Annotated in this window: 25 protein-coding genes; 7 read left to right on the plus strand and 18 right to left on the minus strand. The window is 43.4% G+C overall.

The features are described 5' to 3' along the window. Window positions 1-34: 34 nt before the first annotated feature. Together IDJ75_RS19135 and IDJ75_RS19140 are read right to left on the minus strand one after the other, a co-directional pair. Complete coding sequence (locus IDJ75_RS19135) at window positions 35-784, minus strand: SDR family NAD(P)-dependent oxidoreductase (protein WP_191177261.1); 750 nt, start codon at window positions 782-784, stop codon at window positions 35-37. Between the two features lie 141 nt (window positions 785-925). Next, window positions 926-1,549 (minus strand): DUF3667 domain-containing protein, encoded by a 624-nt coding sequence (locus IDJ75_RS19140; RefSeq protein WP_317173794.1) that lies wholly within the window; start codon window positions 1,547-1,549, stop codon window positions 926-928. A 363-nt stretch (window positions 1,550-1,912) separates the two neighbouring features. On the opposite strand from IDJ75_RS19140, the gene IDJ75_RS19145 reads away from it, so the two are divergent. Beyond that, window positions 1,913-2,452, plus strand: coding sequence for a DUF1349 domain-containing protein (locus IDJ75_RS19145; RefSeq protein ID WP_191177262.1), 540 nt, complete (start codon window positions 1,913-1,915; stop codon window positions 2,450-2,452). A 38-nt stretch (window positions 2,453-2,490) separates the two neighbouring features. After that, window positions 2,491-2,727: a hypothetical protein gene (locus IDJ75_RS19150; RefSeq protein WP_191177263.1), complete on the plus strand. Its 237-nt coding sequence runs from the start codon at window positions 2,491-2,493 to the stop codon at window positions 2,725-2,727. A gap of 2 nt (window positions 2,728-2,729) precedes the next feature. On the opposite strand, the gene IDJ75_RS19155 is transcribed toward IDJ75_RS19150, so the two are convergent. Further along, window positions 2,730-3,230: a cupin domain-containing protein gene (locus tag IDJ75_RS19155; protein WP_191177264.1), complete on the minus strand. Its 501-nt coding sequence runs from the start codon at window positions 3,228-3,230 to the stop codon at window positions 2,730-2,732. Window positions 3,231-3,332: 102 nt separating this feature from the next. Between IDJ75_RS19155 and IDJ75_RS19160 the strand changes: the two genes are divergently transcribed. Beyond that, window positions 3,333-4,247, plus strand: a complete 915-nt coding sequence (locus tag IDJ75_RS19160) for a Nif3-like dinuclear metal center hexameric protein (RefSeq protein ID WP_191177265.1) — start codon at window positions 3,333-3,335, stop codon at window positions 4,245-4,247. A 173-nt stretch (window positions 4,248-4,420) separates the two neighbouring features. On the opposite strand, the gene IDJ75_RS19165 is transcribed toward IDJ75_RS19160, so the two are convergent. After that, a complete protein-coding gene (locus IDJ75_RS19165; RefSeq protein ID WP_191177266.1) occupies window positions 4,421-4,723 on the minus strand; it encodes a hypothetical protein in 303 nt (100 codons plus the stop codon). 225 nt (window positions 4,724-4,948) lie between these two features. Between IDJ75_RS19165 and IDJ75_RS19170 the strand changes: the two genes are divergently transcribed. Further along, window positions 4,949-6,883 (plus strand): tetratricopeptide repeat-containing sensor histidine kinase, encoded by a 1,935-nt coding sequence (locus IDJ75_RS19170; RefSeq protein ID WP_191177267.1) that lies wholly within the window; start codon window positions 4,949-4,951, stop codon window positions 6,881-6,883. A gap of 4 nt (window positions 6,884-6,887) precedes the next feature. Here the strand turns inward: IDJ75_RS19170 and IDJ75_RS19175 are convergent, their stop codons facing one another. From IDJ75_RS19175 to IDJ75_RS19185, 3 genes are all read right to left on the minus strand, one after another. Next, window positions 6,888-7,154 carry a DUF4342 domain-containing protein gene (locus tag IDJ75_RS19175; protein WP_191177268.1) on the minus strand — a complete coding sequence of 89 codons (267 nt, stop codon included), beginning with the start codon at window positions 7,152-7,154 and terminating at the stop codon, window positions 6,888-6,890. 27 nt (window positions 7,155-7,181) lie between these two features. Beyond that, complete coding sequence (gene arsN2 / locus IDJ75_RS19180) at window positions 7,182-7,607, minus strand: arsenic resistance N-acetyltransferase ArsN2 (RefSeq protein ID WP_191177269.1); 426 nt, start codon at window positions 7,605-7,607, stop codon at window positions 7,182-7,184. 146 nt (window positions 7,608-7,753) lie between these two features. Continuing rightward, complete coding sequence (locus IDJ75_RS19185; RefSeq protein WP_191177270.1) at window positions 7,754-9,526, minus strand: ATP-binding protein; 1,773 nt, start codon at window positions 9,524-9,526, stop codon at window positions 7,754-7,756. Between the two features lie 160 nt (window positions 9,527-9,686). Here IDJ75_RS19185 and IDJ75_RS19190 point away from each other — a divergent pair, with 160 nt between their 5' ends. After that, window positions 9,687-10,109 (plus strand): secondary thiamine-phosphate synthase enzyme YjbQ, encoded by a 423-nt coding sequence (locus IDJ75_RS19190; protein WP_191177271.1) that lies wholly within the window; start codon window positions 9,687-9,689, stop codon window positions 10,107-10,109. A gap of 141 nt (window positions 10,110-10,250) precedes the next feature. Here IDJ75_RS19190 and IDJ75_RS19195 read toward each other — a convergent pair whose 3' ends face one another. The 3 genes from IDJ75_RS19195 to fdhD are packed head-to-tail and all read right to left on the minus strand — an operon-like array spanning window position 10,251 to window position 13,768. After that, complete coding sequence (locus IDJ75_RS19195; RefSeq protein WP_191177272.1) at window positions 10,251-12,566, minus strand: FdhF/YdeP family oxidoreductase; 2,316 nt, start codon at window positions 12,564-12,566, stop codon at window positions 10,251-10,253. Further along, window positions 12,550-12,915: a DUF7009 family protein gene (locus tag IDJ75_RS19200; protein WP_191177273.1), complete on the minus strand. Its 366-nt coding sequence runs from the start codon at window positions 12,913-12,915 to the stop codon at window positions 12,550-12,552. The genes IDJ75_RS19195 and IDJ75_RS19200 overlap by 17 nt, the downstream gene beginning before the upstream one ends. Beyond that, a complete protein-coding gene (fdhD, locus tag IDJ75_RS19205; RefSeq protein ID WP_191177274.1) occupies window positions 12,893-13,768 on the minus strand; it encodes a formate dehydrogenase accessory sulfurtransferase FdhD in 876 nt (291 codons plus the stop codon). The genes IDJ75_RS19200 and fdhD overlap by 23 nt, the downstream gene beginning before the upstream one ends. Before the next feature lie 108 nt (window positions 13,769-13,876). Between fdhD and IDJ75_RS19210 the strand changes: the two genes are divergently transcribed. Together IDJ75_RS19210 and IDJ75_RS19215 are read left to right on the plus strand one after the other, a co-directional pair. Further along, the gene (locus tag IDJ75_RS19210; RefSeq protein WP_191177275.1) at window positions 13,877-14,119 is read left to right on the plus strand and encodes a MoaD/ThiS family protein; all 243 of its coding nucleotides are present in this window, start codon (window positions 13,877-13,879) and stop codon (window positions 14,117-14,119) included. After that, the gene (locus tag IDJ75_RS19215; protein ID WP_191177276.1) at window positions 14,120-14,539 is read left to right on the plus strand and encodes a molybdenum cofactor biosynthesis protein MoaE; all 420 of its coding nucleotides are present in this window, start codon (window positions 14,120-14,122) and stop codon (window positions 14,537-14,539) included. A gap of 118 nt (window positions 14,540-14,657) precedes the next feature. Here IDJ75_RS19215 and IDJ75_RS19220 read toward each other — a convergent pair whose 3' ends face one another. From IDJ75_RS19220 to IDJ75_RS19255, 8 genes are all read right to left on the minus strand, one after another. Next, on the minus strand, window positions 14,658-15,704 hold the full coding sequence (locus IDJ75_RS19220) for a HesA/MoeB/ThiF family protein (RefSeq protein WP_191177277.1): 1,047 nt from the start codon (window positions 15,702-15,704) through the stop codon (window positions 14,658-14,660). Next, the gene (locus tag IDJ75_RS19225) at window positions 15,694-16,878 is read right to left on the minus strand and encodes an NTP transferase domain-containing protein (RefSeq protein WP_317173795.1); all 1,185 of its coding nucleotides are present in this window, start codon (window positions 16,876-16,878) and stop codon (window positions 15,694-15,696) included. Before IDJ75_RS19225 ends, IDJ75_RS19220 begins: the two co-directional genes overlap by 11 nt. After that, window positions 16,859-17,338: a cyclic pyranopterin monophosphate synthase MoaC gene (gene moaC / locus IDJ75_RS19230; RefSeq protein ID WP_394368117.1), complete on the minus strand. Its 480-nt coding sequence runs from the start codon at window positions 17,336-17,338 to the stop codon at window positions 16,859-16,861. The genes IDJ75_RS19225 and moaC overlap by 20 nt, the downstream gene beginning before the upstream one ends. Before the next feature lie 34 nt (window positions 17,339-17,372). After that, a complete protein-coding gene (locus IDJ75_RS19235) occupies window positions 17,373-18,575 on the minus strand; it encodes a molybdopterin molybdotransferase MoeA (RefSeq protein ID WP_191177279.1) in 1,203 nt (400 codons plus the stop codon). 12 nt (window positions 18,576-18,587) lie between these two features. Further along, the gene (gene moaA / locus IDJ75_RS19240) at window positions 18,588-19,577 is read right to left on the minus strand and encodes a GTP 3',8-cyclase MoaA (RefSeq protein WP_191177280.1); all 990 of its coding nucleotides are present in this window, start codon (window positions 19,575-19,577) and stop codon (window positions 18,588-18,590) included. 52 nt (window positions 19,578-19,629) lie between these two features. Beyond that, complete coding sequence (locus IDJ75_RS19245) at window positions 19,630-20,709, minus strand: aldose epimerase family protein (RefSeq protein WP_224746679.1); 1,080 nt, start codon at window positions 20,707-20,709, stop codon at window positions 19,630-19,632. A gap of 122 nt (window positions 20,710-20,831) precedes the next feature. Beyond that, window positions 20,832-21,869 (minus strand): glycoside hydrolase family 43 protein, encoded by a 1,038-nt coding sequence (locus IDJ75_RS19250; RefSeq protein ID WP_191177282.1) that lies wholly within the window; start codon window positions 21,867-21,869, stop codon window positions 20,832-20,834. 3 nt (window positions 21,870-21,872) lie between these two features. Continuing rightward, a complete protein-coding gene (locus IDJ75_RS19255; protein ID WP_191177283.1) occupies window positions 21,873-22,742 on the minus strand; it encodes an HAD-IIA family hydrolase in 870 nt (289 codons plus the stop codon). Between the last annotated feature and the right edge of the window lie 5 nt (window positions 22,743-22,747).

Below are 22,747 nucleotides of genomic sequence, written 5' to 3' on the forward strand. Positions count from 1 at the left end.
CTATTCATTTAAATATATTTATTAAAAGCAGGTATTATCTAACACCGCCACCTGCAAGCAGGGTTTCGTTTGTTAACCAGCGCGAATCGTCTGACGCCAGGAAAACTGCTATCAGCGCGATATCTTCCGGCTGACCGATCCTGCCCAGCGGTGTGGTTTTAACGGCTTCGTGGTGGAAGTCGCTGCCAATAAAGCCCGCAGCATGCGTACCTTCGGTTTCAACCATGCCCGGGTTAATTGAGTTTACCCTGATGTTTTTAGGACCAAGCTCTTTTGCCAATACGTGTGTAATAGCATCAACCGCGCCTTTTGTTGCTGAATAAACAGCACTGCCTGCAGGGGTAATAGCACTCACTACCGACCCAATATTGATGATACTGCCACCATTTGTATTGAAGTTTGCTACGGCAGCTTGTGTGGTTAACAATAACCCAAGCACGTTGGTATCAAACTGATTGTGAAAATGATCTTCGGTTATCTGCCCTATCTGGCCAAATTCGTACACACCGGCGTTATTTACCAGTATATCTGTAGGGCCAAATGCTTTGGTGGTTTCTTCAAACAAACGGGTAACATCCGCTTGTTTAGCCACGCTGCCCTGTACCGCGATGGCTTTACCGCCTGCTGCTACAATCTCTTCAACAACTTTATCGGCGCCTTCTTTTGATGACGAGTAATTTACCACTACCGATGCGCCTGCTGCTGCAAGGCTTTTTGCTATACCTGCGCCAATGCCTTTAGAGGCGCCGGTTACTACTGCTACTTTGTTTTCTAATTTTTTCATTTTTGTGAACAATTATTTATTAATTGGAATAATCGTTCCGCAAATATATAGCAATAACGGAATGAGCGTTCTGTTATTTTAAAAGATCATTTTAGGATGACAAATTGAGTGAAATACGCGCTCGTAATAAACCCGGGGTGTTTAATGCTTAATAAGCATATCAATCAAAACGCCCAGCAGCAAAGCAGCTACAGAAAATGTAAATAGGCCCAGCAGGTAGGCAAAAAACGATTTTACGTAATCTGATACCTTTTTCCCGTTAAAAAACTGAGCGATGGCCCAGGTACAATAGGCCATGCAGATAACAGTTGATATCTGCATAAGCTTAATCTTTAACAAAGCTTCAACAATGGCGAAAACGGAAAAGATGAGCATCTCCATGCCTATAGCAAAGCATAGCAAAATTAATATCTCAAAAAAGTTATAGTTATATTTTCTAAAAAACAGCTTTAACCAAAAAGCGATAAATATCCCCATGATGATATTGGCATACCCGTAATGGCCTTCTACCCAGCCGAAGATGTGGAATATGGCAGACTTTTTTGGACCTGTATAATTTATATACGCTTCCTCTACATGGAAAAAATGATTGATGGAAGAATATATTAGCGAGGTAATGATTATAAAAACAATGGGCTTTACCAGGCGCTCGCGGTTATCGCTAATAAACTCCCTGATGCTTCTCCCCGGGTAGATCAAAAGCTCCTTAACTGTATATAAGATCCCTTTTTCGAAATGTAGCAGGTGTTGAATTTCGTGCGACACATAATGCGCATCTACCCTTTTTAATGATCTGGCATGGCCACAATTAGAACAATATTTATCTGTAACAGGGCTTGTACAATTTTTGCAGGTAATAGTATCTAACACGTGTATATAGTATATTAATAAGGTTTTGACTTTGGGGCAAAAGCTTACCACTCAAAATCAAACCAAGATATGGATTATTCGGGTTCCCCGGAGAATATTTTCTGTTTAACTATTCGCCAACTAAACAGGCTATTTTGATTTTGTTATCCTATTAGCTGTATTCTTCAGAATTTGATAGCTTTGGGCATGAAAACATCTGCCCTGCTTGTTGTATTTACACTTTTTTGTTCCGCTACATTTGCACAATCCTTAACATCTATGAAATGGTATAGTAAACCTGTTAAATCGGCTGTGGAGGGTAACACCTTAAAAATGACCGTTGACCCTGGCACTGATTACTGGCAGGTAACACATTATGGTTTTAAAAGAGATAACGGCCCATTCTATTATACAGAACAAGCAGGCAACTTTGAGGCAAGCGTAAAAATTACCGGGGCGTACCAGGAACTGTTCCACCAGGCAGGCCTTATGGTGCGTATTGATAATAAAAATTGGATAAAAACCGGTATTGAGTATGTAGACGGTGTACAAAATGTAAGCGCAGTGGTTACCCGGGAGGTGTCCGACTGGTCGGTAGTGCCAAGGCATGACAGCCCAAAATCTGTTTGGCTAAAACTGTTGCGCAAAGGCGATTATGTAGAGATCAAATACTCTTTTGATGGTGTAAAATACGATATGCTTCGCCTGGCCTATTTCCCGCCAAATGTAAAGGCTATGATAGGTATGGTAGCGGCCGCCCCTGGCAAACAGCATTTTGATGTTACATTTGAGGATTTTAAAGTACAGGAAGTTAAGTAACATTCACCGGCGATTATAAATCCCTACATTTGCACTTTATGAAGCACGAAGATATAATTACCGCATTACACAAAATAGCTACTACCGGCGCGGCGGGTAACCTTACTAAAGACGAGCTTGCCAAGCTAAGATCATATACCCTGATAGATATTTTTAAACCGGATGGTAAAGGCAAAAAAGAAACTTACGGCCTAACCAAAAAAGGGCGTGTAATGCTAAAAGCTAATATAAAGCCCGAAAAAACTGAGGAGGCGGAAGACGGGGATTCAGAATGATCTTATCCCAGATAATTGGGCGGGAAAAGCTTTTGCCCATATTTTTCGGCAATTGCTGTAAACTTCTTCAGGGTTTCTTCATCAATAGGTTGCGGGGCTATATATTCACCCGCTTTTACCGGCTTGCCAATTTCCATAAACATTTCTTCGAGCCCGGCGGGTACAACAGTGCAAAGTAATTTGGCCAGGTTAGCCGATTTATTTTTGAAACAATGCACCATACCACCCAACGGGATATTTACAAAAGCGCCTTTGGTTGCCGTGAACGTTGTTTCTTCGGTTTTCACCTCTACCTCTCCTTCTATCACATAAAACGATTCCTGGAAACCAGCATGTGCATGCGGCCCGGGCCCACCGCCTGCAGGTACCGACATTTCTATCACTGCAAACGCACCATTGGTTTGTTTGCCACTCACCAGTATGCGGTAAATACCGCCCGCTATAGATAGGTTATCACCATCATGCGGACCGGTTGCCACTAAAACGTTTCCTGAATTTTCCATATGCTAGCAACATAAAGTTACGGTAACTGTTCTATAAAAGCAAAAATGATAAACTAACAGGTATATTTAATATATTGCAGTTAGCATATTACATAATACTTGATGAAAAAGCCGGTTAACAACACCTTATCGCGCAGAAAATTTATCGCTGCTTCGGCCATATCAGCCGGGGGATTAGCATTATTATCCGTTAAACCTGCGCTGGCAGATGGCATACTATATCCCCCAAAGCAATATACCGTTCAGCAGGTTATTGACCTGATCATAAAGGAAGGCAACCTCTCGCCTATCCCCGATACGGTTGATACGCTAAAATCAGGCTCGGCAAACCAGGTTGTTACCGGCATAGTTACCACTATGTTTGCCACGGTTGATATTATAAAACAGGTAGCAAAGCTGAATGCTAACTTTATTATAGCGCACGAACCCACCTTTTATAACCATACTGATAACCCCGATTGGGTGAAAGACAACACCGTTGTTAAACAAAAACAGGCATTGCTCAAAAAGCATAACATTACCGTATGGCGTTTTCATGATTATATCCATTCCCTAAAACCTGATGCTATAAGCTACGGAACTGTAAAAAAACTAAACTGGTTACCTTATTTCAAAACCGGCGAAGCAACCATTACCATCCCCCCTGTTACGTTACAGCAGCTGGTTCAGCATTTTAAAACATCGCTGGGGATAGCGCACCTGCGCATTATTGGCAACCCCGAACAAAAATGCAGTCGTGTTACATTATTGCCGGGCGCATGGGGCGGCCAGGAGCAGGTTGGGCACGCCGAAAAGGATAAACCTGATGTATTGGTTGTTGGCGAGCTCTCTGAATGGGAAACTGCCGAATACATACGTGATGCACGGGCAATGGGCTCTAACATGGCTTTAATAATATTGGGCCACGCTTTGAGTGAACAAGCCGGTATGGAATATTTTGTAGATTGGCTTCAGCCAAAATTAAATGGCGTAAAGGTTAGTTATATCACAACCAGCGATCCGTTTACTTGGCTATAGCCCATTTGGAACCTACCTGAAGTATAAAAATCAGGATAACTATTGAAATTGCCAAACAGCATAACAGGGCCGGACTGTATTGATATATATTTACATCGCTTAAAATTGTACATGCCTTTACTAACTATAACAGGCTGTACTTTTTTAAGCGATGTAAATTAAAATGGCACCTATTAATAAACCGCGTCGGGCGCGTTATAGTCGAAAATAAAATCAACTATTTTTTTCAACTCGGGCATTTTTAGTTTAGTGCCTTTGTATTCCCATTTCTCTTTTTCTTTGTCAATGCTTATCTCACCCAAAAAATTCGGGTCGTTGCTATCTGTAGGTTCGTGTGGAACATCCTTATGGTAAAGTTTATTCAGGAATTTTGCTGCAAATATTTTGTATGCGCCGCTTCCCCATACACCTCTTTCAGTAACAATTTCAACGTGCTTCTCGGTTTCGTTTTCTGTACCAACTTTTAAGATCACCATATTGCTTTAAGATTATATTGTTATGACAAAAATACGTGTAAGTTGTTTGATTAATTGTTAACTTTTTGATAAGATAATATTACATTAATACATGGTTCAAAATTAACTAAAAATTGAAAAACAGAGCAACCAGGCCCAATAAAAACGTATAATTTGGTATATTTGATCCCCTTAATTACTGGCGCTAAATAAACTATATAATTGAAATTGCGTTTGCATATACCTATGTGTTTTTATAGAAGTATTGCTGTTATTATACTTTTAGCTACTGCCCCGCAAACGTTATGCGCCGCCCAACCTGTTGCAGATACAATTGAACATTACAATAAGTTAATTTCCCGTTATCGGTACGACAAGCCCGACTCGGCCATTTACTTTGCAAACATTGGGCTTAACCTTGCCAAACAATTAAAAAATTTACCCGGGCAGGCCCTGATGCTTAATCAGCTGGGGATGATAGATGATAATTTAGGGCAGTATGATGATTCTCGAAAAAAATACCTGAAATCTCTTGAACTTTATAAACAGGCAGGCCATACAAAAGGCATGGCTACAGAGAACATTCGCCTGGGTGTGGTTGAGTTGCGCAAAGGCCAGTACGATAAAGCCATTGAATACTTTTTAAGGTCGCTTGATTTAAGCCAGCACAATGGCAACCTGCTTGGCCAAATGGAAAGCTATATTACACTGGGCGAGGCTTTTGCCGGTCAAAAGAAATATCCCGAAGCCATCAGTTATTACCGCACTGCCGAAAAAATAAACGATAGCATCCCCTTTTCAAACCTGTCTCTTAACCTTTTTAATGATATCAGCATAGCCTATCGCGAAACAGGCAAATTTGCCGAGGCGAAGCCTTATTTATTAAAAGGCATTGAACTAAGCAATGTACCCCAATACCAGGGACTAAATATTACCCTAATCAATACGCTTGCATCGGTATATGCTAAAGAGGGCGACATTAAAACATCTATCGAACTGCAAAAATCGGCACTTGATAAAGCCCGGAAGATAAACAATTACATACGCCAGATACAAACCCTAACCGGCCTGGCAACTACTTATGGCAAGGCCGACCCTGCAAATTCCTTATTCTATTGGAAACAGGCCCTGCAATTATCTGAAAATAAGAACGCCTATAAAGAACAAATAGACGAACTGAACGCTATTGCCGATATTTATGAACATCAGCAGGATTATAAAGCGGCTTATAACGCGCGTAAAAAGCAATACCAATTGGCTGATGAGTTCTTCTACAAGAAAATGTCAAAACAGATAGTAAGCCTGCAGGATGCTTTTGAGCTAAACCAGTCAAAGGCCCGTGTGCAGGAATTGCGTTTTGCAAATAACAAACAGGGGCTTGAGCGCAAGGTTACACTAATAATACTGGCCGGGGTTATCATCATCCTTATTATTTTGGCTTTTTATTATTTCAAAACGCGCCACCTAAACCATTTGCTTCACAAAACAAATGCCGATCTGCAGGAATCAAATACGGTTAAGGATAAGCTATTTTCAGTACTGGGGCATGATTTACGTTCGCCTTTTATATCGGTACTTAACCTGTTACAGATCATTGATGACGACCTTGAACCAGAACAACGTAAAGAGATACTGCAACGCCTTGAAATAAATACAACGGCATCTTTAGAAACCCTTGATAGTTTACTTAGGTGGGGGCAAATGCAAATAAAAGGTATCCCCCTAAACCAAACAGCCCTGCAGGTAAACCCCTTAGTACAACGTGCGGTGATCTTTCTTTCGGGAGTTGCCGATACAAAAGGCATCAGGATAATTAACGCGGTAGCTGCTGATACAGTAGTTACAGCTGATGCCGACCATTTTGAATTTATTATACGTAATTTATTATCAAATGCTATAAAATTCAGTAAACCGGGCGGAGAGGTTTTGATAAATACGGCAATTAGTGATACTGAGGTAGCCATTACCGTAAATGACAGCGGGATTGGTATAGAGCCCAACAAATTAAAAAATTTGTTTAACCGTGGTACAGAAAGCACACGCGGCACAGGCAACGAAGCCGGTACCGGCCTTGGGCTGTTATTGTGTAAGGAGTTTGTAGAAATAAACGGCGGCAGCATAACTGCCGAAAGCAAACCCGGGGTAGGCTCCGCATTTACTATAAAGCTAAAAAAGGCCTGATAGCTTATTCGGGCTTTTTCGCCTCTTCATCATCCACTTCCCGTTCAACCACCAGGCTGCATTCGCCAACAAATATGGCTAATGCGCCAATTGCTGCCAATACCGGTGCTACAACTGCAGCCACCACCCCAATAGTTAACGGAAAATGAGCCAATGTTTTTCCGTATTTATCATTAATACTGATGCTGGTAATGTTGCCCTCTTCAATAAGCTCTTTAACTTTATTGACCAGGTTTTTACCGTGCAGGCTAAAGGTTTCTTTTGTTGTCATATTGGTGATATTAAACCCTCCCTAAAGTTACAATGATTTTTGCATGGCCACGGCAGTGTCCGGGCAAACATGCGTAAATTCTGATGCCGCTTTTACTTCTTCCGGGATATCCATACGGGCAATGTGCTCATATCCTTTATACTCAAAGTAATCTTTAGCGGTTTCGGTGAGCAAATAAATTGCACCGAGCCCTTTCTCTGTAGCCAGCGTTTCTATTCTTTTAAGCAATGCAGCGCCAATACCCTTATTTTTTAAACTGCTGTTAACCGCCAACGAACGTAATAAACCATAATTACCATAAATTTCTAAACCCACAACTCCTGTTATGGCGTTATTATCTATCGCTACAAAAAAGTTGTTAAGCAATCCAGGTAGATCAACTGTCGGTAATTCTTGAGCAGCTAATAGCTCAATTACTTCGTCTCTGTACAGCTCTGCGGGTTTTATTTCCATATTCATACGTAATTTATAGATATAAGCAGATACCTTTTAGATTGTTTTGATATGTAACATTAACCTATTAGGAAAGACTTTTGCATATAACAAACTTACAGGCCCTAAGCATTACAGTTTATAGGGCGTGGCCAATGTTAACGCTATCAGGCCACGCTCAGCAAAGGCAATTCTATTACATAGGTTACACCTTTGCCGGGCATGGTATCAATATCAAGGCTGCCGCCAATATAGGCAATACGCGATTCAATATTTTTGAGCCCCAGGCCTTTACTGGTTTTAAACAGCGTTTCCTTATCAAAACCAATACCATCATCTACTATCATCAGGGTTAGTTCGGTATCATGGTTCACCAGTTCAATATGGATATTTTTTGCCCTGGCGTGTTTAAACACGTTTGATATGATCTCCTGAACGCTGCGGTAAAGCATAAGCGTGGTTGTTTTATCAATGGCAATTACATCTGTATTTACCCATTCGGTATAAATATTTACCAGTTCCTTATTGTTTATCCTGCATATAAACTCTTCAATTGCCTCCCGCAGGTTTTTGTTAAGGATATATGGCGGCATCATACTGTGCGAGAGGTCGCGCACCTCTTTTATCGAATCGTCCAGCATTTGCAGGGCGGCATTATCATCTGCATTATTAGCCCCATCCAGTTGCGCAAACTCCAGCTGCCGGCGTGCGCTGCAAAGTAACTGGCCAATACCATCGTGCAGTTCGCGGGCAAGGCGCTGGCGTTCGTTCTCCTCGGCGTCCATAATGCCCCGGGCGCGCAGGTGTTCTTCTTCCAGCATGGCCTCGCGGAAACGTGCCTGTTGCTTAACCCTGTACCTGTTGTAAACAAGGTAAAATATAATGGCTGTAAAAACGATAGTTGCAATTAAGGCATATATACCTATCTGGTTGCGGCTAAGCTCGGCCTGCTGCTCTTTTGACTGGGCGGTGAGCAGTTTGTTCTGCTGTTCTTTTTTAACGGTTTCGTACCTGGTTTGCAGTTCTTCAATATCCTTGTTATGCTTGGCATCCATTGCCTTTTCTTTTAGCTCAAGGTGCTGCTTTTGATAGCCATACGCCTGTTTAAATAAACCCTGTGCGGCGTAAGTTTGCCCAAGTATTTCATAACCGTACAGCTCAAGCTCGGTATATTTTAATGCCTTTGCACCGCTAACCGTTTGCAGGAAATTTTGGGTAGCTTCTTTAAACCGGTTTTGTTTAAGGTATATCTCGCCCATATTGGTAATGGCCAGCACCTCGCCCACTTTATCGCCTACGCCTGCCCGTAGTTGTTTGCTTTCGCCAAGTGCCCTTAACGCAGCATCCAGCTCGTTTTTGCCAGAGAGCGCCGAGGCCTGATAATCGAGCGCGTACGACATGCCCAGCTTATCGTTTATGTTTTTATACAGCTCATAACTGTTTTTAAAATATACAATGGCACTATCAAGTTTTTCGCTGTCTAAAAACATCAAGCCACGGTTGTTTACGGCGGTTGGCAGTTGCCTTTTATTGTTTATGGCAGCTGCATATTGTATAGCCTTTTTACTTACCTCATCTGCCTCCTTAAACTTTTTTACACGCAGGTAAAAAATGGTCATATCAGAATATAGCTCGGCCAGGCCGCTGGTATCTTTTACGCTTGTGTAAAGGCGTTCAGATTCAAAGTACCAGCGCAGGCACTCATCATACTTGCCAGACAGGTAATTACCCAGGCCACGTACAAACGCGCCTTCGGCCTCAAGCTTGGTTTGCTTATCCGCCTTTGCTTTTTCGTAGGCTTTTGTTGAATAAGCAATAACTTTAGCGAAATCTTTGGTTTTATTAGCCCGGGCCGAATCAAGTAGTTGCCTGGTAGTTTGTGCCGATATGTTAAGGCTGATAAATGCAATAAACAGTACGGTTAAGGGGATACGGTACATGATATGGTTTTAATTATTACCCTGAATGTAGACACTATTGCTTCGCTAAAAGCGATTTATTATCAAAATACTACATATGTAGTACGCCAAAACCCGGTTATTGAGGTTTTTAAGAACTTGTTACCCTTTTGGGTTGTATAATATTATATATCTTACCTGTATGAAAATTTTTCAGCAAACGCTTGATCTGCCCCAAAAACGCAGGGGCTTCCATATCATTACTTATGAGGTTATAGAAGCGCTGCCGCAACTCCATGACATTAAAACAGGCATTTGCCAGGTGTTTATACAGCATACATCGGCTTCGTTAAGCATCAATGAAAATGCCGACCCTACCGTAAGGCAGGATTTTGAAATGTACTTTAACAAAGCTGTACCCGAGAACGACCCCGACTACCGACATGATGATGAAGGCCCCGACGATATGCCCGCGCACCTCAAGGCGGCCATGCTGGGTTGCTCGGTAACCATCCCTATCCGCAACGGGCGGCTGGCCCTCGGGACCTGGCAAGGCATCTATTTATGCGAACACCGTAACCATGGTGGCACAAGGCGACTGGTTATTACTGCCTGGGGGGAGTAATGGAATCCTGAGCCTATCCGGAAGAATGTCGTTAAACCCTTATTCGCTTTTTATTGGCATTGCGAAGCCGGAAAAGGTCGAATCAAGGTCGAAAAAAGGCGAAAAAAAGTCATTTTTTGGTGGATTTTTCCCGTTAATTTTTTACCCCACATGCTTCCTGATCTTAATAAACACCAGCTTGCTGGTTGGGCAGTTGCTCTTATCGGCAACGCTGTTTACAGGCACTAAAACGTTCCCTTCGGGATAATAAGTTGCCGTGTTTCGTTCGGGGATATTATAAGGAACGATGATAAAAAGGCGGGCAACGCGCTCTATGCCATCATAGTAATTAAACAGGTCTACTTTATCGCCCTGCATTAAACCGGCTTTGGCAATATCTTTAGGGTTCATGAATATCACCCGGCGTTCGTTATGGATGCCACGGTACCTGTCGTCCATACCGTAAATGGTTGTGTTAAACTGGTCGTGACTGCGGATGGTGGTCATCATGTACTCATCATCAGCCATTTTATGCTCAGGTAACTGTGTAATGGTAAATGGAGCCCTGTCCTTAAACTTCTCTGTTTCAAACTTACCTTCACGTGCCCCATTGGGCAGGTAAAAGCCCCCCGGGAGGCGCACACGCTGATTGTAGTTCTCAAAACCGGGTATTACTTTGCCTATATCATCACGTACGGCATCATAACTGTTGGCAAACCTATCCCAATCAATAACAGTACGTTTAGCCAAAGTTGCTTTAGCCAGCCCGCACACTATTTGTGTTTCGTTCAGCAGATCTTTTGATACCGGCTCCAATACCCCTTTCGACATTTGTACCACCCCCATCGAGTTTTCGCAGCTGATGAACTGATCTTCGCCGTTTATCACATCCTTATCGCTGCGGGCAAGTGTAGGCAGTATTATCGCTTCCTCGCCATGTACCAAATGGCTACGGTTTAATTTGGTAGATACATTCACGCTCAGTTCCAGCTTGCGCATAGCATCGGCAGTATAAGTAGTATCCGGTGTAGCCGAAAGGAAATTGCCCCCCATGGCAAAAAATACCTTTAGCTTGCCCTCCTGCATGGCTTTTATAGATTCCACTACGTCAAAACCGTTTTGTTGCGGCGGGGTAAAGCCATAAACTTCCTGTAACTTATCTAATTGTTCTTTTTTAGGTTTATCCCATATCATCATAGTGCGGTTACCCTGCACATTACTATGGCCGCGTACAGGGCATAAGCCTGCCCCTGCCTTGCCTATACTGCCTTTAAGCAGGGTAAGGTTCACAATTTCTTTAACCGTGTCTACGCCGTTCTTATGCTGCGTAACACCCATGGCCCAGCAAATAATAATTTTGCTTTTGTATTTTAACAGATCGGCTGCTGCCTTTACCTGCTCAACCCGTACACCGGCAGCGGCGCATAAAGCATCTACATTAAAGTGTTTTACACGCTCTATAAACTCAGTATACCCAACGGTGCTTTTCTCAATAAATTCCTTATCGAATACCTTACCCGGTTCTTGCTGCTCTGCATCGTATAAAAGCCTTTCCACGGCTTTAAGTAAGGCCATATCACCATTTATTTGTACCTGCAGGTATAAGTCGGCCAGTTGGGTGGTAATACCCATAATACCTTTAACCGCTTGGGGGTTTTTAAAGCCCATCAGCCCGGCTTCGTGCAGCGGGTTTATGGCTATGATCTTTGAGCCTTTATTTTTGGCTTTCTCCAAAGCGGTAAGCATCCTGGGGTGGTTGGTACCCGGGTTTTGCCCAATGATGATGATCACATCAGTATCGTAAAAATCATTAAGGGTAACAGTGCCTTTACCTATGCCAATAGCCTCGGCAAGCCCCACACTGGTAGATTCATGACACATATTAGAGCAATCGGGCATGTTATTGGTGCCAAATTCACGCACAAAAAGCTGATAAACAAACGATGCCTCGTTACTGGTACGGCCCGATGTGTAAAATGCCGCTTCATCAGGTGATGCCAGGCTATTTAATTTATCACCAATTTTATGAAAAGCATCATCCCAGCTAATGGACTGATAATGCGTACCGCCTTTTGGCAGATACATTGGCTGCGCGATACGCCCTTTTTTACCAATTTCCATATCATCCAGCTTAGCCAGGTCGATAACGGAGTTTTGTGCGAAAAATTCAGGTGTTAACTTCTTTGTGGTGGCTTCTTCGGCTAATGCTTTGGCCCCGTTCTCGCAATACTCAGCTACCGGCGAACGGTCGTCGTCAGGATCAGGCCAGGCACAACTGGAACAATCAAACCCACCCTTCTGGTTCATTTTAAACAAAGCCCCGGGGCCGCGTACAACACCGGTTTCTTCAAAAACATCCGCTAATGCTGCTGCTACAGCGGGAATACCGGCAGCCCATTCTTTAGGTTTGGTAACCTTTAATTTATGCAGCGCTTCCGGGTTCTCGGCGGCGGGTTGCTCCTTAGTTTCTTTGCTCATAATTATTAGCTAAAGGGTTTGGATAGTTATCGCTCTGGTCTTCATCTACCTCATCAAGGCAGGTAAAATCTTTCTCCACCAGTAAATGCAATTCATCTGTTTTTCGTTCAAAACCAACCTGATCAGTGCCTGTCCATTCATCGGCCATATTTGGGGGCACCAGCATGGTAATAATGTTATTTTTAAATGATGCTGATAATTCGGCTTCTGCAGTTCGTTGCAGAATGTAGGTGAGCTCATCATCGCCTATCTGTACCTTCTCTTTAAAAAAACCATCCCGTGCAAATGCCTCTACCTCGCTGCGGGTTAGCCTGTACCGTAGTCCGTTATTTTTGATACGAATTTTCATAATTTGGTATTAAAATGCGCTGTGGCGCTGTATAAATATTGAACCGCTGCCCGCGAAGAAAGCCTGCCAGCGTAATGTTAAACTCTTGTGCTAACTGCACCGCTAAACTTGATGGCGCACCAACCGCGGCAATAATATTAATACCCGCCATAGCGGCTTTTTGCACCAGTTCAAAACTGGCGCGGCCGCTTAACAACAATACCGTATTATCCAACGGCAGGCTTAGTTGATTTATGGCTGCACCGATCAGTTTATCCAAAGCATTGTGCCGCCCCACATCCTCGCGGACTAACAGCAAGTCGCCATTCGTGGTAAATAAAGCGGATGCATGCAGGCCGCCGGTATCAGCAAAAACCTTTTGATGCCGTCGTAATTTATCGGGTAGATTAGTTATAATTTCAGTTGAGATAAAATTATTATCTAACTGTCCATCAATATAATTACTAACAGTACGTATAGCGTTTATTGAACCTTTACCGCAAACCCCGCAGCTGGATGTTGTGTAGAAATTGCGCTCTGTGTTTTGCAAATGCGGAGTTATGTTTTCGGCCAGGCTAACCTGTATTACATTCTCGCGGTTATCGGCGCAGGCTATAAAGCAATGTTCTGCAGCCTGGATATCTGAGGCTTTTTTAATGATACCTTCAGTAAATAAAAAGCCTGTGGCCAACTCTGCATCATTACCGGGCGTGCGCATGGTAACGGAAATATTCTGCACTTTGCGCTCCCCTGCCGGGCCGTGCTCTAAACGGATCTCTAAAGGTTCTTCGATAGCGATAGCATCTGATAGCTCTTCGCTTATGCCATCAGTTACCCTTGTAACCTGTATTTGCTGAACGGCGTTGTTGGCCATAATCAAATATACAATTTGGCAGTAAATATTGTTCTTGTTTAACATAACTATGGCATGATAAGTTATGTTATGAACAAGATTGTTGCATATTTGTAACACGGATAAATTATGGAGATCAACATACTGGCATTCGGCATTGCCAAAGACATATTCGGGGTATCAAGCATTAGTGTTGAAGTATCCGAGCAAGGAAATATTGCAACACTTAAAGCCCTGCTTGAAGAAAGATATCCCAAGCTAAAGCAACTTGCCAGCTACATGGTAGCCGTGAATAATGAATATGCTGAAGATAAACTTATTATTACCGAACGTGATGAAGTGGCGATAATCCCGCCGGTAAGCGGAGGATAAATGCAAACCCAGATAGAAATACATGCCGAACCTTTAAACATCCAGCAATGCATTGATTGGGTAATGTCGCCTGACTCTGGCGGGATTGATGTTTTTATAGGCACCGTGCGTAATGCCACCAAAGGCAAAACTGTGCTAAAACTTGAGTTTGAAGCTTATAATAAAATGGCTATCAGTGAAATAAATAAAATAACCAAACAAGCATTTAAACAATGGCCGGTACAAAAAGTATTAGTTCATCACCGTACCGGTACGCTGCAGGTTGGTGAGATACCGGTTATTATAGCGGTATCTGCCGCGCACCGTGATGCTGCTTTTGAGGCATGCCGATATATTATTGACACCCTGAAACAAACCGTACCTATCTGGAAAAAAGAATTTTTTGAAGATGGAGAGGTTTGGGTAGCCGCGCATCCGTGAACCGGAATTTAAGATTTGCGTCATTGCGAGGAGCGATAGCGACGTGGCAATCTTCGATAGAAAAGTCGGCAGCATGAATGTCGAAGATTGCCACGCTTCGCTCACAATGGCGCACTTTTTACCAACTACCTAACCCGCCTTCCAAAGAATATGCCTTAACCCCCGGTAATTTCTGTTGAAGTAGTTTTACAGCTTCCCCGCTCCTTTTGCCTGATGAACAATAGAATACATAGGTTTTACCGGGCTTAAACTCATCAAGATTATCCTCTACCTCGTCCAACTCAAAGTGCATGCCTCCTATATCAAACTCATCGCGCTCCTGGTCGGTACGTACGTCAACGAGTTCCAATGTATGAGTTGCCAACCCTTCTTTTGTTGCTTTGGCGTTAATGGTGAGGATCTCTGTAGTTTGCTGCAAGGCGGTAATTTTAGTTTTGGTTGATGCACCTAATTTGATCATCCTGCTTTGCATGGTTTGGGCGTCGAACAGTAACACTTTACCAATAAGGATCTCACCGGTATTTGTAATGAGCTTTATAACCTCATTAGCCTGCATACAACCAATTATTCCGGCCAGTGTGGGTATCACACCACCTACCGAGCAGTTAGGCACCTGCGTGGCATCTACCTGCGGGTACAGGTCGCGGTAATTGGGCGAATAGCTGCCATCTTCGGTTAGTACGTTCCAAACGGCAACCTGCCCTTCAAACTGGTAAATAGCCCCGTACACTACGGGCTTGCCGGTTAGTACAGCAGCATCGTTCAGTAAATAACGGGTCTCAAAATTATCGGTGCCGTCTACAATAACATCATAGGCATCAATTATTTGCAACACATTGGCTGAAGTTATTTTATCTATTACTGGCAATAAAGTAATATCCGGATTTTGCTCTTGCAATCGCTCACATGCTACCTCTGCTTTTAGCTGCCCCGCGTCTGCCGGATTGTATAATATCTGCCTGTGCAGGTTACTTATCGAAACAATATCAAAATCAGCAATGCCGATAGTGCCTACACCAGTTGATGCCAGGTACTGAGCGGCGGGGCAACCCAGGCCGCCTGCACCTACTACCAGTACTTTTGCCTGTTTTAAAAGCTGCTGCGCCGTTTCACCGAAACCGGGCAGTGCTACCTGGCAACTATATCGCAACAGATCAGGATGCATGGTTTGTGGCAATTTTTTGATGAAGGATACGCTTTATCTTTTCCAGTTCTTCGGGTGTGTTTACATTAGCTAAGGCATCCGGGTTGGGCGATTGCAACACTGCTACATCGCTGTTTATAAGCACCTTACGCGGGCAGGAATACCCTTGCGCTAAATATTGAAGTAACACCGGATAACTTTTTGGCTCATAAATAGTTATCAATGGTTCGGGGAAGCCTTTATAATCACTTTTATAAGCCGTAGCAATAGTGGCTGTGTTGCGGTTATTTACCAAATGCTCTATCACATCAGCATCTACTAAAGGCAGGTCGCAGGCTATAACCAGCCATGCCGCATCCGGCTGATCGCGAAATGCAGAGAGGATAGCGCCAAAGGGCCCAAGACCGATAAAGGTATCTGGCAGACTTGCATAATCGGCACTTATCGTCTTTTGCTGCTCCTCATCCCGGCAGGAAATATAAACCTGCTGGCAATACTTTTTCAGCAGGTCGGCCATGTGGTAACGCTGTTCTTTACCGTACCAGTTTACCCCACCTTTATCAAAACCCATACGGGTACTTTTGCCACCGGCCAACACCAATCCGTTTAAAACGGGTTTGGCTTGCTGTAATTTTTCTTGAAAAAATTCTACGATCTGCCGGGTATCGTTATTTAAACTCAGCACAGGGATCTGCTCCCAATTAGGGATAGCCTCCTGTATATAATCAAACACGCCTTCGGCATTATCAGCAAAAAGGAAAAGCTGCACATTGGTCAATTGCTCAAGCCTGCGCTGCAGGGAAGCTTTTTTGTTGCTATCGATAATAACCACCTGCGCTTTTGCTGGCTGATGGTTCCCATTAACCAATACCAGATCCATAGCCGAAAATAGTTCGCGCTGTGTAAATGGTGTTAAGCCCGCTTTATAATTTAGTTGACTATGGTTAAGCTGATCTGTATACTCTAACGCTGCGCCACTGGCAAGTTTGCCGGGCATGCCAACCACCGTATCATCATTGTGCGAAGTATCGGCATATGCGCATTGGTATTGGGGCGATAAGGCAGTGATCAGCTGATCGGCCAGGAACTTAATCACCGTACAAGGCCCGCCTAAAATAGCCCATTCGTTCCGGCCGAAGTTACCCATGGCGGGCCGGGCAATGTTGGTGTGCTTTTTATGCTCGTTTAAAATCACGCTTACCTCCTGTTTTTGAGATCAGTTTGGTTTCCTTTATCACAATATCATGGCTCATGGCCTTACACATATCGTACACGGTTAGGGCCGCAATTGATGCACCAACCAGTGCTTCCATTTCAATACCTGTTTTGGCTGTAATACTTGCCGTACATTCAATAATTACTTCATTTGTTTCAGATAACTCAATAGTAACCTTACAGTTATCCATACCAAGCGGGTGGCAAAGCGGTATCAGGTCGCCGGTTTTTTTGGCGGCCATAATACCGGCAATAACAGCCGTTTGAAACACCGAACCTTTTTTAGTTTGCAGGTCGCCTCCAACCAGATGCACCAATACTTCATGAGGCAATACCACAATACTGCGCGCGGTGGCCGTACGGTGTGTAATTGCTTTGGCAGATACATCAACCATGGTAGGGTTATCGTTTTTATCTAAATGACTGAAATTTGATTCCACTGATTTTATTTCTTTGATTTCACCGATTACTTGATTACACCGATTTGAATAAGCGAATTTTGAATACCTCTCCTGCTTTAAATTCATTTCGCTCTAAAGGCAGTTCCATAAAAGCATCGGTATCAGCTAAGTTAGCAAAATCACCCGATCCGTTCCCTTCAACGGGCTGTGCCGATAAAATACCTTGTTTTGTAAAGTTAAGCTTTACCTGTAAAAAGTATTTTAATGGCGGTGTAAAAATAAAATCATGGGCTAATTGGGCGTATACATGCGCCTTTGCAGGCAAGCCAAGCACAGCATCCAACCACAATAAAAAATAACGGTGCAGGCACATAAACGTAGCAACAGGGTTACCGGGGAATGCGAATACCAGTGCACCATTATCATGCCTGCCAAACCAAAACGGTTTGCCGGGACGCTGCTGCACCTTATGGAACAGCTTTTTTACCTGAAGTTCTTCCAGCGCCTGCGGGATATAATCAAACTTACCCATGCTGATACCGCCGCTTAGCAGTATTACATCATAACTTTGCAGGCAGTTCTGCAATTGCTGTTTGGTTATTTCCGGATCATCAGGAATGTGCAGCATATCGGCATTCAGCCCATGTTGCTTTAAAACCGCTTTTATGGTGTAATTATTCGATTTTCTTATTTGATAATCGGAGGGCGAATCGGCCACATCTACCAATTCGTCGCCTGATGATATGATCATTACTTTTGGCCATTTTTTAACTAGCAGATGAGCTTTCCCTACCGATGCAGCTAAACTAATGATGGCAGGTGTTACGTATTGATTTGCAGCAGCTACAATATCGCCTTGTTTTTTATCTTTTCCCTTTTGGTGGATATTTTGCCCCTGTTTAATATCGGTTATAAGCAGCCTTGCAGTGCCGTTTTCTATCTCCAGGTCTTCATACCGAATAATAGTATCAACCGATGCAGATAAAGCAGCGCCGGTCATGATCTCGATGCATTCATTCGCATCGTTAATATCAATAGGTTGCTCACCTGCTGCCTGTGTTATTTTAATTTTAAATGTAGAGATACCCTGTTCAATAGCTTTATAGGCTATCGCGATGCCATCCATGATTACCCTGTTATAGGGTGGCAGGTCACGGTCGGCTTCGATAGCTTCTGCCAAAACACGGCCAGGCGCCAGTTCGAAGGGCACGGTTTCGGTACCGTAATCTTTTAACTGAGCAAGTATTATAAGCTCGGCTTCTTCTACCGTTATCATTATTTAGTTAATTTAGCCACCAATAGTAGCCATTGATTCATGAAAGTTTTGATTCTCCAGACGTTTTCGTTCTGCCTCCCAGCCGTCCTTCTCGCGTACATTAAAGGCGGCACGTAAAGTTTCTTCCAATTTAACATCGTTCATCCCCAAACGCATCAGGTCTTTTATATTCAGCACACCGTCATCGTAAAGACAATTTTTTAAAACACCCTGAGGTGTTATACGGATACGGTTACATGTACCGCAAAACGTACGCGAATATGCCGCTATAATACCCACACTGCCCTTATGACCGGTGATATGGTAATTATACGAAGTTGAAAACTGAGGGTCGGGCACTTTTTGAATATCTGCGAAGCTTTGTCGGATCTCGTCAAAGATCCTTACATAATCCCACACTATGCCACTATAACTGTGCCCCTCGCCATTAAAAGGCATTTCTTCAATAAAACGCACGCTGACCGGTAAATCTTTGGTCAGTTGTACCAGCGGAAGTATATCCTGCGTATTTTTACCAGCCATTACCACGGTATTTATCTTAACCTCAATATCGTGCTTTAAAAGCTGCTGCATGGTTTCCATTACGCTGGCAAACTCATCGCGGCGGGTAATGGCAAAAAAGCGATTGGCATCCAAAGTATCTAAACTCAGGTTTACCGAGCGCACACCTATCGCTTTTAGTTCGGCCACATGCGGGGCTGTTAAAACACCATTTGTGGTGAGGCTTAACTCTTTTAGCCCATCCAGTTTAGAAAGCGCTGTAAGCAGCTGCATAATGTCCTTGCGTACAAATGGCTCGCCACCGGTAATGCGGATCTTTTCGACACCCATTTTAACCAGCAAAGTACAAGCCTGCAGCATCTCCTCGTAGGTCATCAGTTCCCTGCGCGATAGCCAGTTCAATCCATCCTCGGGCATGCAATAAAAACAGCGCAGGTTGCAGCGGTCGGTAACAGCCAGCCGCAGGTAATTGATCGTTCGTCCGTGGTTATCTAAAAGCATTGCTACTAATTAAACGCAAAAAAGACGCGATGTTTCGCGTCTCTAAACTTTATTATTTTACTACCGAAAATTTATATATCGATTGTGTTTTATAGGTTTGGCCTGGCTCTAACTCTGTAGACGGGAACGTAGGCTGATTTGGTGAATCAGGGTAGTGCTGTGTTTCCAGCGCGAATGAGGTACGGAACTCATCTTTTTTGCCGCCCTTCATCACATTTTGCGCCTGCATAAAGTTACCGCTGTAAAACTGCAAAGCAGGTTCTTCGGTAAAAACTTCCATTTTTATGCCGCTTTTATCACCAATTACGGTAGCAATAGGTGTGGTGATATCATGCTTGCTCAACACAAAATTATGGTCGTAACCTTTACCATCTTTTAGCTGGATGTTATCTGTATTGATACGCGCCCCAATTTTTGTGGGTTTTGTAAAATCAAACGGTGTACCGGCTACGGCCTCTATTTTACCTGTCGGGATAAGCGTGCTATCTACCGGGGTGTAGTTATCGGCAGCTATTTGTACGGTATGGTCTAAAATAGTACCGCTGCCTTCGCCATTCAGGTTAAAAAAGGCGTGGTTGGTAAGGTTTACCACTGTGGTTTTGTCTGTAGTAGCCAGGTAGCTCACCTTCATGGCGTTATCATCGGTAATCTGGTAAGTAACTTTCACATTCAAATTACCGGGAAAACCGCCCTCCATGTCTTTTGCAAGGTAACTTAACTCTAAAGTAGCGCTGTCTATCTGTTTGGCATCCCAAACCACTTCCTGAAAACCGGGATGCCCGGCATGCAGGGTGTTAGGCCCATTGTTGGTAACCAGTGTATATTCTTTACCGTTTATTTTGAATTTCCCTTTAGCTATACGATTGCCATAACGGCCAATGGTTGCACCATAGTATGGTTCTTTTGAGTTAATAAAACCGTCAACGCTTTCAAAACCTAAAACAACATCTGTCAACTTACCATCTTTGTTGGGCACAAGCAGGCTTACAATACGGCCACCATAATTGGTAACGGCTGCTTCTACGCCATTTTTGTTTTTAAGGATGTAAAGGTGTGTTTGTTTCCCATTGATGGTTTTCTCGAAGGCAGATGCCGGTGGTAACTGTGGTGCGGTTGCGGTACTGTCGGTCATGGTATTAGTTTTTTTAGCTGATTGATTACAGGCAGCAACAAATATGCTTCCCGAAATTGCGAGGGCTAAAATTGGTTTTTTAAATGAGTTTAGCATAATATTTTTATAATTATTGTAGTATTTTATTTGTTCTGCGATGGTATTGTTAACAAAGCACCCTCTTTAACAGGTTCGCCAAAATTTGGTGTACCATCTTTATTCCAACTGAACTTTTGCATACGGGGCGACCGGTAACCGCCGCAACCCTGCCCCGGTTTTGAGTTGGCATGATACAAGATCCAGTCCTCCCGCCCATCGGGAGATTTAAAGAACGAATTATGGCCTGGCGCATACACATCATTCTTAACAGATTTTTTGAAAACGGGTTTTGCCGATTTTTTCCATGAGCGAGCATCAAGCAGGTCGCTATTGGCAGATGCGGTAAGAATGCCCAATGCATAAAAATCCGTCCAACAGCCGCTGGCGGAGTAAATAAGGAATAACTTATTACCGTGTTTTAGTATCTCGGGGCCTTCGTTTACGTTCACATGCGGCGGCTTGCTGTCCTTTCCTAAGTCGCCGTATTTTTCCCAATCGTAAAGCGGACTTGAGATCTTTGAACGTTTACCCTCAATTGTCCAGGCGTTTTTCATTTTAGCGATATAAATATCCTGCTGCCCGTTCTCGTCGCCTTCCCATCCGGCCCAGATCATGTATAACTGGCCTTTATGTTCGAAAATCGAGCCGTCTATCGCCCATTTATCACTATCATCACCTACTTTACCTTTAAAGGTCCATTCGCCGGTAAGCGGGTCGGGCGAAGCATTTTCCAGTACATATAAGCGGTGATGGTTATTATCGCCATCATCGGCAGCAAAATACATATACCACTTATGGTTAATATAATGCAATTCGGGCGCCCAAAGCTCTTTGGAATAAAGGGTATTGGCAGGTGGGGTCCAAATGGTTTTCTTTTCGGCGGATGCCAGTTGGGCCATATTTTTGGTTTTCCAGATCACCAGATTATTCTGGGTAGAATTTGTGTAGTAGTAATAACCGTTGTGGTAAATCACCCATGGGTCGGCCCCCGATGGCAACAGCGGATTAGTAAATGTTTTTTGCTGTGCGAAAGAGATCTGCGTACCAATAATAAACACCAAACAGATTAATAGTCTTTTCATCATCTATAAATTTAATGCATCGGGCCCTAAAACAGCGCTATCGCAAATATAGGTTGGCACTATGCCCGTGGCCGATATGCGGTTCTCATAATCAGATGCCTGGGTATTCCCTGTAAGTACCAGCACAGTATCAAGGCCAAACTTGTTACCGCCAATAATATCTGTTTGCAGGGTGTCGCCTACCATTACAATTTGTTTTTTACTGATAGAGCGGTAATCGCGGATCAGATCATAAGCAAACATAAACATCTGCGAGTCGGGCTTGCCAAAACGGATGAATTTTTTGCCTACAATGGTTTCTATCATCTGTGCTATACCGCCAATGGCAATCCCCACATCGCTTTTTGATACCGGGTATGCATAATCTGTATTAGCCACAATAGCCGGGATGGTGCGTTTACGCAGCAGGTTAACAGTTTTGTTAAGGTCTTCGCACCAGTCAAAACCCTCATCATCCATAAACACCAGCACATTCACTTTATCAATGTTAGTGCTGTTTATATCGCGTACGGGCAAAGTGTGCAAGCCTGCGCTCTCCAGGTAATGCGCCGAATCTTCGGTGCCCAGGTACGCTACAATACCATCGTTTACCTTTAAGTCCAGGTATTCTTTGGTGAGCATACCCGATGAGATGATCCTGTCGGATGTAACAGCGTAAAGCCCTTTATCGTGGTATGATTGTGCCAATTGGCCCGGGCTGCGAGACGCATCGTTGGTTACAATATAATATTCTTTTTTCTGCGCTTCAAGGTACTCAAAAGTACGTTCAATACCCGGTACCAAGCCGCTATGCGTTTTTAAAACGCCAAAAGCATCGAAAAAAATGATCTCGTAGCGGTCAATAATCGATTTAAAATCTTCAATGCGTTTCATATACT

Origin of the sequence: Mucilaginibacter rigui (genome assembly GCF_014773275.1) — a bacterium.
GTDB lineage: Bacteria > Bacteroidota > Bacteroidia > Sphingobacteriales > Sphingobacteriaceae > Mucilaginibacter > Mucilaginibacter rigui_A.